Consider the following 2387-nt stretch of genomic DNA (forward strand, 5'->3'; position numbering starts at 1 on the left):
CGAACGGTGCGGAATCAGCCTCTGTCAGCTCGAAACGCCCGTCGCGCGGCGTCGAGACCGGCGCGTAGGAGACCGCCTCGCCGCGACACGCCCACTCCGACTCGCCGAACCCGGCCGCCGCCAGATCCGGGGCCGCGCGCCCGGACATCGGCGGGAAGGCCTTACCCTCGGTCAACTCTGCGAACGTGGCTCGCGGGGATCGCTCCATGGACCGATTGTGCCTCCCGTCGCCACGCACGGTCCGCGGTTCGTCGACCCTGAGCCCGCTCGGTACGGGACCCTGAGCCCGCTCGGTACGGTGGGAGCACTCGGTGGTGACCTCCCACGCCGCCCGATCAGGAGAGTGCCGTGACCGATCAGGACTCCCCCTCACACGCGCTGGACCGGGCCGTCGCGCTCCGACGCGTCCACGACGACCTGGTCCGGGGCCGCACCGTCGACGCATGGGCCAACATGGTCGGGCCGTTCGGTGGGACGACCGCGGCGACCATGCTGCAGGCGGTCCTGCAGCACCCGGCGCGGCACGGCGACCCGCTCGCCCTGACGGTGAACTACGCGGGCCCGGTCGCCGAGGGGGAGTTCGAGATCGAGGCCAGGCCCACCCGGACGAACCGGTCCAACCAGCACTGGTGGCTCGAGATGCGCCAGGGCGACCAGGTGGTCACCACCGCCACCGCGATCACCGCACTGCGCCGGGAGACCTGGTCGGAGACCGAGGCCACGGCGCCGATGGTCCCGGTGCCGGAGGACCTGACCCCGGCCGCGGCGGACCGCGGGGTCAGGTGGGTGGACAACTACGACATGCGGTTCGTCACGGGGCCGTGGCAGTCGGTCGAGAACGGGGACGCGACCCCGGAGTCGACCACCACGATGTGGATCCGGGATTCGCCGTCCCGCCCCCTCGACCACGTCGCGCTCACCGCGATGTGCGACTCGTTCTTCCCGAGGTCGTTCCTCCGACTCGGCCGGCCCGTCCCCGCGGGCACGGTCACGCTGACGATCCACTATCTGGCCACCCCGGACGAGATCGCGGCCCAGGGCACGGACTTCATCCTGGGCAGCGTCCACGCCCACCGGTTCCACGGCAACTACCACGACGAGTCGGCGCGGCTGTGGAGCCGGGATGGCAGGCTGCTCGCCACGAGCAACCAACTCATGTATTTCAAGTCCTGAGTACCGCGGGCCGGAGGAGGACCCAGCACATGTCGACCACTCGCAACCACACCACCCACGAGGTCCTCAACCAGGCGCCGCCGCGCGTGGACGTGGACGAGTTCGCGCTCAACCCCGCCCTCCGGGAGGCCGTGGGAGTCTTCGCGCCCGGCGCGGTTACCGACCGATTCCACGAGATCGGCCGACACGTGGGAACCGGGCGGTACCAGCACGACGCGGAGCTGGCCAACACCCTGCCGCCGGTGCACCACGCCCACGACCGGTGGGGCAACCGGGTGGACGAGATCGAGTTCCACCCCTCGTACCACCGGATCATGGACTACTCGGTGTCCCGAGGCCTCCACACCTCGGCGTGGGCCGACCCCGGCCCGGGCGCGAACGTCGAGCGGGCGGCGGGGTTCATGCTGGTCTCGCAGATCGAGGCCGGCCACGGCTGCCCCCTGTCCATGACTCACGCAGTGGTGCCGTCCCTCCGGCTCAACCCCGGGTTGGCCGCGGAATGGGAACCGGCGCTCCTGTCCACCGTCTACGACCCCGAATTGCGCGATCCGGCGACCAAGTCGGGAGTCCTGTTCGGTATGGCGATGACCGAGAAGCAGGGCGGTTCGGATGTCCGGGCCAACACCACCACTGCCACCCCGGTCGGGGACGGCCTGCACGTGCTGCGCGGCCACAAGTGGTTCTGCTCGGCCCCGCAGTCGGACGCCTTCCTGGTGCTGGCGCAGGCGCCGGAGGGTCTGAGCTGCTTCCTCGTCCCCCGCGTCCTCCCCGGCGGCGAACGCAACCCCTTCCTGGTCCAGCGCCTCAAGGACAAGCTGGGCAACAAATCCAACGCCTCGTCCGAGGTGGAGTTCGACGGCACCCTGGGCTGGATGGTCGGCGAGCCCGGCCGCGGGGTGCGCACGATCATCGAGATGGTCGGCCGCACTAGACTGGACTGCGTCCTGGGGTCGACCGCGGGCATGCGTCAGGGCGTGGCCGAGGCCGCATGGCACGCCCGACACAGAGCCGCGTTCGGCGCGACCCTGGTGGACCAGCCGGCCATGGCCGCCGTCCTGGCGGACCTCCAGCTCGAAGCGGAGGCCGCCACCTGGACTGCGACCCGCCTGGCAGCGGCCTATGACGACGACGAGTCCGCCGCGTACCGGCGGCTCGCCACCGCGGTCGCAAAGTACTGGACGTGCAAGCGCGGACCCAACCACGCCTACGAGTCG

At 71.1% G+C, this 2387-nt stretch carries 2 protein-coding genes and 1 pseudogene; 2 read left to right on the forward strand and 1 reads right to left on the reverse strand.

Features of this window, described 5'->3' with window-relative positions:
- Positions 1-208: pseudogene (locus tag G6019_RS09725) on the reverse strand (alpha/beta hydrolase domain-containing protein); the annotation flags it as partial.
- 140 nt (positions 209-348) lie between these two features.
- Here G6019_RS09725 and G6019_RS09730 point away from each other — a divergent pair.
- A complete protein-coding gene (locus G6019_RS09730; protein WP_107757666.1) occupies positions 349-1173 on the forward strand; it encodes an acyl-CoA thioesterase in 825 nt (274 codons plus the stop codon).
- Positions 1174-1202: 29 nt separating this feature from the next.
- The coding region (locus G6019_RS09735) for an acyl-CoA dehydrogenase family protein (RefSeq protein ID WP_182627497.1) at positions 1203-2387 on the forward strand (1185 nt) is incomplete at its 3' end.

The sequence above is a fragment of the Dietzia sp. DQ12-76 genome, from assembly GCF_014145045.1.
GTDB lineage: Bacteria > Actinomycetota > Actinomycetes > Mycobacteriales > Mycobacteriaceae > Dietzia.